The organism is Photobacterium sp. 270122K (assembly GCF_059941365.1).
On sequence record NZ_JBPOEN010000016.1, the window covers coordinates 94,689 to 100,847 of the forward strand.

General features: G+C 46.3%; 6 protein-coding genes and 1 riboswitch. Of the genes, 4 read left to right on the forward strand and 2 right to left on the reverse strand.

Translation table 11 applies throughout. From position 1 onward, the window contains the following. Positions 1 to 14 precede the first annotated feature (14 nt). The gene (locus tag ACSF8W_RS22455) at positions 15 to 392 is read left to right on the forward strand and encodes a YijD family membrane protein (RefSeq protein ID WP_500849318.1); all 378 of its coding nucleotides are present in this window, start codon (positions 15 to 17) and stop codon (positions 390 to 392) included. A 90-nt stretch (positions 393 to 482) separates the two neighbouring features. Here the strand turns inward: ACSF8W_RS22455 and trmA are convergent, their stop codons facing one another. After that, the gene (gene trmA / locus ACSF8W_RS22460; RefSeq protein ID WP_500849319.1) at positions 483 to 1,589 is read right to left on the reverse strand and encodes a tRNA (uridine(54)-C5)-methyltransferase TrmA; all 1,107 of its coding nucleotides are present in this window, start codon (positions 1,587 to 1,589) and stop codon (positions 483 to 485) included. Between the two features lie 149 nt (positions 1,590 to 1,738). Beyond that, positions 1,739 to 1,966, forward strand: a riboswitch (cobalamin riboswitch). A gap of 39 nt (positions 1,967 to 2,005) precedes the next feature. Here trmA and ACSF8W_RS22465 point away from each other — a divergent pair. The 3 genes from ACSF8W_RS22465 to murI all read left to right on the forward strand — a co-directional run bounded on the left by ACSF8W_RS22465 (position 2,006) and on the right by murI (position 5,419). Then, entirely contained in the window at positions 2,006 to 3,823 is a 1,818-nt protein-coding gene (locus tag ACSF8W_RS22465) for a TonB-dependent receptor domain-containing protein (RefSeq protein WP_500849320.1), read from the forward strand. Positions 3,824 to 3,877: 54 nt separating this feature from the next. After that, the gene (locus ACSF8W_RS22470) at positions 3,878 to 4,552 is read left to right on the forward strand and encodes a Dph6-related ATP pyrophosphatase (RefSeq protein ID WP_500849321.1); all 675 of its coding nucleotides are present in this window, start codon (positions 3,878 to 3,880) and stop codon (positions 4,550 to 4,552) included. A gap of 78 nt (positions 4,553 to 4,630) precedes the next feature. Continuing rightward, positions 4,631 to 5,419, forward strand: coding sequence for a glutamate racemase (murI, locus tag ACSF8W_RS22475; protein WP_500849322.1), 789 nt, complete (start codon positions 4,631 to 4,633; stop codon positions 5,417 to 5,419). On the opposite strand, the gene ACSF8W_RS22480 is transcribed toward murI, so the two are convergent. Continuing rightward, positions 5,391 to 5,846, reverse strand: coding sequence for an RNA-binding protein (locus tag ACSF8W_RS22480; RefSeq protein ID WP_500849323.1), 456 nt, complete (start codon positions 5,844 to 5,846; stop codon positions 5,391 to 5,393). The genes murI and ACSF8W_RS22480 overlap by 29 nt on opposite strands. Positions 5,847 to 6,159 lie beyond the last annotated feature (313 nt).

The window sequence follows — 6,159 nt, forward strand, 5'->3', positions numbered from 1 at the left end:
GTTGGTGAATGGATATGAACAAGGAACAAATCAAAGCAGAACGTAAAACATTAGTATTGTCACTGCTGGCTGGCTTATGTGGTAATGCGACATTGGCGGTCTTCACGTCGAGTGCTGTCGCTTTCTCTGTTTTCCCCGTGATTGCGTTCGCATTGGCAGTGTACTGCCTGTACCAAGAATACCTGAGCAAGCCAATGGCGGAAGGTACGCCAGCGATTGCGTTTGCCTGCTTCTTGGTGGGTGCATTTGGTTACTCAGCCTTCTTGCGCGCACAGTTGCCAGACATGGGCTCTAACTTCTTGCCACTGATGATCTGTTTGGGTCTGTTGTTCTGGGTGGCCATCAAGCTGGGCATCATGAATCCAAAAGCAGAGTCAGAAGCACAAGCATAAGACTTTGTGCGGTCGTTATCGCGAGCACGAAAAAGGCGCATCATGATGATGCGCCTTTTTTTATGCTCGGTTGTTTGTGATAGGGAACGTTTACTTACGTTCTAGTAGCACACCGGCTTCCATGTGGTGGGTGTATGGGAACTGATCAAACAACGCAAAGCGGGTAATGCGGTGCGTTTCGCTCAAAATCGCCAGATTGTCTTTCAGTGTGTCTGGGTTGCACGAGATATACATGATGCGCTCGTAGCCCTGTACCATGCGGCACGTGCCTTCATCCATACCTGAACGCGGTGGATCAACAAAGATTGTGTTGCAGTTGTAGCTTTGCAGATCCACGCCTTGATCTTTCAGGCGACGGAACTCGCGACGGCCTTCCATTGCATCGGTGAAGTCTTCGGCTGACATGCGAATGATCTGTACGTTGTCGATGTTATTCACCGCAATGTTGAACTGTGCTGAATCTACCGATGGCTTAGCCAGTTCAGTTGCCAGTACGCGTTCAAAGTTTTGCGCCAATGCCAGTGAGAAGTTACCGTTACCACAGTACAGCTCCAACAGATCGCCTTGGCTGTCTTGGGTGCAATCGACCGCCCATTCCAACATTTTTTGCGCCACTTCGCCGTTTGGCTGGGTAAAGCTGTTCTCTACTTGCTTGTACGTCAGTACGCGATCGTTCACGTTTAGCTTTTCGATCACGAATTCTTGATCCAGAACGATTTTTTGCTTACGTGCACGGCCGATGAAGTTCAGTTTAAAGCCTTCATCATTCAAACGCTGTTTCAGTGCGTTCGCTTCTGCGATCCACGCGTCGTCAAGCTGACGGTGGTACAGCATAGACACCAAAATTTCACCGCTGAGTGTTGATAAGAAATCTACCTGGAACAGCTTATGGCGTAGCGCTGGGATTGGTTTGATGGCTTCAACCAGTAACGGCATGATGTCGTTGATCAGGCGGCTTGCCGCAGGGAACTGATCCACGCGATATTTTTCGCGCGTCTCTTGGTTGAACATGATGTAGTAAAGATCGTCGCCTTCGTGCCAAACGCGGAACTCTGCACGCATGCGGTAATGCTCGGCAGGAGAGGCAAACACCTCAAGCTCAGGGGTTTCAAAATCACTGAAGATATTTTGAATACGCGCTGCCTTTTCATCGAGCTGTGCTTGATACTCAGCTGGATTGATGTCGGTAGATGCCATAGTGGTTGCCTCAGAAACTGCTCAAAATAAGAGCGCAGATTTTATTGCATTGTTGACCGATGTCCAGTGTTGTGCCCGATAAAAATGTTGAAACCGACGATATTTCGTTATCTAAGGGAAATGACACTAGACATTGCCCAAGGGGAAAACTAGCATTCGTTTGCGCTGGTTAGCCTGATGATTCAGGCACAGGGAATACGGTGAAAATCCGTAACTGACGCGCAGCGGTGATAGAGAACGAAAGCACATGGACGTAAGTTCCGAACACTGCTTCAACAGCTTATGCAAAGTAAGCGCTTGAAGTGGGAAGTTGTTGCCTAGGTGGTTATCCAACCATGCTCTTAAGTCCGAAGACCGACCAGTGTACCGAGTCAACACCGACTCAGTAATCAACGCGACTTAAGGTAATCCATACAATGAAAAAAACGCTTTTAGCTGTGGCGTTGGCACCCCTGTGCCTGCCATACAGTGCTGCTGCACAATCCCCCGATGAAGTCATGGTGGTAACAGCCAACCGATTTGAACAGACAGAGTCTTCTGTACTTGCCCCCATATCTGTAGTAACCCGAGATGAGATAGAACGTTATCAAGCCAACAATATCACGGAAGTATTACGTCGTTTACCTGGCGTAGAAGTGGTAAACAACGGTGGTTTAGGACAAAACGCATCAGTTTTTCTGCGAGGTACGAATAGTAACCATGTGTTGGTATTGATTGATGGCGTGCGTATCGACTCTTCTGCGGGAGGTTTTGCCATAAATCATATACCAGTAGGCTTGGTTGAACGTTTGGAAGTCATTCGTGGTCCAGGCGCTGCGTTATATGGATCAGATGCGATCGGTGGTGTAATTAATATCATTACACGTACCTATCGAGGAAATAATCATAAGCAGCTTGATATTGGGATAGGGAGTAACAGCAGTAAAATGGCAAGTTTTGCTGCTCGTTCTGATGTGAATGAAAAAGGTCATCTTCAGGTAGGAGCTGGTTTTGAGTCAACCGATGGCTATGACATTAAGATCCCAGAGACAGGGATTGATTATGGTTATGAAGGAAAGAATATCCTTGCCAGCTATGACCATCAGTTTAACCAACATTGGCAAGCTTACGTTTCTGCACTGTGGATTGAGAGCCTGTCTGACTATGATACTTTTAGTGGCTTGAGCCATGGGTATTCTGAAAATCAGAGTTTAACTACTCAGCTGAGCTATCAAAATGATCTATTGCGTTCGTTTTTGAGTGTGAATTATCAGCAAACAGAAAATACCAATTATTCGCAAGCTGAAGGATATGACAACGCAGGAACTCGTGCTGAGATTGATTTGTGGCAGGTTCAATGGGCCAACCAATATCAATTGAATGACAAAATTCTCCTTGGAGCTGGTATTGATGGTCGTCGTGAAGAGTTAAAGGATAACGCTAAGAATTATGGTTCTCCTCACGTATTAGCGGGGCAAAATCGTGATACCTATGGCGTGTACGCTTCAGCACAAGCATTTTTAAACCCATTTACTCTCGAAGCGAATGTGCGCTATGACAAGCATGATGAATACGATAATTACACTACCTGGTCTTTAGCTGTAGGTTATCAAATTGATGAAGCACACAAGGTGCGGGCAAGTTATGGTACTGCTTATAAAGCGCCAACATATGCAGATTTAACTACCACACCAGATCTGAAACCGGAAGAAGCGAAAAATTTAGAGTTAGGTTTGAGTGGTGATTACAGTTTTGCACGCTGGAACCTGTCTCTGTATGACAACAAGGTTGATAACTTAATTATCTGGTACGAGTACCCAGTAGGTAACTGGTATTCAGACAATGTTGATGCGCGAATTAAAGGCATTGAGCTGGATGTAAACTTTGATACGGGTCCAATCAACCATACATTGGTTGCCGAATTTAAGGATCATAAAGATGATAATGATGTTCAACTTGCTCGACGTGCTGAAGAAAATTACAAATGGATAGCACTTGCGGATATTGGTGATTTTGAAATTAGTTCGACCTATACCTTTACGGGTAAGCGTTTAGATTTGCCGTCTCCTAATCCAACGAGTGAACAGTACTTACCATCGGTAAGCCTATGGGACATGTCTGTAGGATACTGGGTTAACGATAGTATTATCGTGAGAGGTCGAGTGGAAAACTTATTTGATAAAGAGTATGAGATGGCAAAGAGCTATAAAGCGCCAGAGCGTATGTACTTCTTGAATGCGACCCTAGAATTTTAATGCTAAGAAGCCACCTTCGGGTGGCTTTTTTGACAGTGATTGAAAGGAAAAGTGATGTCTCCTATCAAAACCATCGTGAGTTGGTCATCCGGTAAAGATTCCACCCTCACTTTATTACGTCTGCTGCGTGACCCTCGCTATGACGTCGTCGGCTTATATACCTCGTATGTGGCAGATGAAGTGCCGTTCCAGGCAACCCCGATTGAGGTTGTCCGCGCACAGGCAGCACTCGCGGGCTTGCCGCTGGTGGAAATTGTATTACCCGAGGTCTTCCCGCCCAATGCGGTGTATCAGTCTCTGATTGTTGACGGATTACGCAATAGTGGGCTCGGCATTGATGCCGTCGCATTTGGCGATATGTTCTGTAATGGCATTGCAGACTACCGACGTAGCTATATAGAACCAGCCGGTTGGCAGTGTGTTTTTCCGTTAATGGGAGAGCCGAGTGGTCCGTTGGCCCGAGAGATTGTTGATTGTGGGATCAAAACGTTAGTGGCTACGGTCGATACCAGCCAGTTGTCGGGGGAGCATTGCGGGCAATGGTATAGCCACGCCTTCATTGACTCACTGCCAGAAAACGTAGATCCGTGTGGTGAGGATGGGGAATTCCATACCTTAGTGGTTGAAGCGCCATGTTTTAATGGCCGCCTGAACATTAAGGTGCTGGAAATTGATCGGCAAGCACGATTCCATTATCAGCGCTACCAGCTGCAAGATCCGCAGCAATAAACAGTAAGATTTTTGGTACTCATCGGGATTCGCAGTATCATAAGTCCCCTCGAAAGGCGGTGATGAAGGTAATGAAGAGTGAAGCGGGTTCTGATTTTTGATTCTGGTGTGGGTGGGTTATCGGTATACCAGGAGATATACGCGCAATTGCCTCATCTTCAGTATATCTATGCATTTGATGATGCCGCTTTTCCCTATGGGGAACTGCCAGAGGCGGAGTTAATCGAACGCGCCAGCAATATCATTACTTTGCTGGTGGCACGTCATCAGGTTGATTTGGTCGTGGTTGCCTGTAATACCGCCAGTACCATTGTATTGCCGACGTTACGAGAACAACTGAGCATTCCTGTTGTAGGGGTGGTACCGGCGATTAAACCTGCCGCGTTATCCAGCCAGCGTAAAGTGATTGGTTTATTGGCCACACCTGCAACGGTACGGCGTGCCTATATCGATACGTTGATCAACCAGTTTGCCAGCGATTGTGAGGTCATGCGCATAGGTTCAACCCGTTTGGTTGAAATGGCCGAAGAAAAGCTTCGCGGTCAAACGATCTTTATTGAGGAAGTCCGAGAGATTTTACGTCCTTGGCAGCAACGGGTAGACAGCATCGTGTTGGGGTGTACGCATTTTCCGTTAATAAAAGAGGAAATACGCGAAGCCTTTCAAGATCCGGTACAGATCATTGACTCTGGGCGGGCGATAGCAGCACGAGTGAACGAGTTGTTGGGGGAAACCGAGGAGGGGGCGTTGTCGTTACCGAACCTGACATACAACAGTGCCGCCGGAAAATCCGTGGCGGCACTGAATCGGAGTCTCGAGCGTTTACACCTAGAGGCAGTTACATCTCTTCATTATCCTCGGCTTTAGGCTCATTGGCTTCACGCACTTTCAAGGTGCGCTGGCCATACTCTTTATTATTTAAATGCGTTATCGCATTTTCTGCATCTTTACTGTTCATCACGACAAAGCCAAAGCCACGTCGTTTACCGGTTCGTTTATCCTTCATTAAGCGAACCGCAAACACTTCACCATGCTCAGAAAACAGTTGTTTGACCTCATTTTCATTTGCTCGATAAGGCAGGTTCCCCACATAGAGGGTTTTACTGGCTTGCGTTGTGTCGTCTTGCGTAGAAGTGGCAGGTTGAAAAGAAGGGATGATCGGCAAAACAAAAGCAGTACACAGTACACCGAGGGCAAAGGCGATGCCGGCTGAAACAGGAAGGAGACTAAAGATGATCCCTCCGACAACAGCGATTGCAAGAATCGGCATTAGGGTTTGATTGGATAATTTCATATTAAAAACTACATCGTCATAAGAAAAGAGAAGAAAGACGTTATTGGTTATTTTAACAACAGAGTCACATTGATATTACTTTTATTGACTTAGAATTGCTAGTGAGTGAATGTGACAACCCTCTAATGTTGAAATTAGAGTCAGTTTTACCACGTTAGCTCAATTAATCACCATGTGATATTTTTTTAGGAAAAAAGGCTTGTCAGTGTGCGCGAAGTCTCTATAATGCCGCCTCACTGACACGGAGAACGGCAACTTAAGTCGCTAACCCGTCAGTGTTGTTCTTTAACAATTTGACCATGCAATCTGTGTG

Excerpts from the sequence above, each read along its gene's own strand:
- ACSF8W_RS22470 (WP_500849321.1), top strand. The coding sequence starts at position 3,878 with ATGTCTCCTATCAAAACCATCGTGAGTTGGTCATCCGGTAAAGATTCC.
- ACSF8W_RS22455 (WP_500849318.1), top strand. The coding sequence starts at position 15 with ATGAACAAGGAACAAATCAAAGCAGAACGTAAAACATTAGTATTGTCA.
- ACSF8W_RS22480 (WP_500849323.1), bottom strand. The coding sequence starts at position 5,846 with ATGAAATTATCCAATCAAACCCTAATGCCGATTCTTGCAATCGCTGTT.
- ACSF8W_RS22465 (WP_500849320.1), top strand. The coding sequence starts at position 2,006 with ATGAAAAAAACGCTTTTAGCTGTGGCGTTGGCACCCCTGTGCCTGCCA.
- trmA (WP_500849319.1), bottom strand. The coding sequence starts at position 1,589 with ATGGCATCTACCGACATCAATCCAGCTGAGTATCAAGCACAGCTCGAT.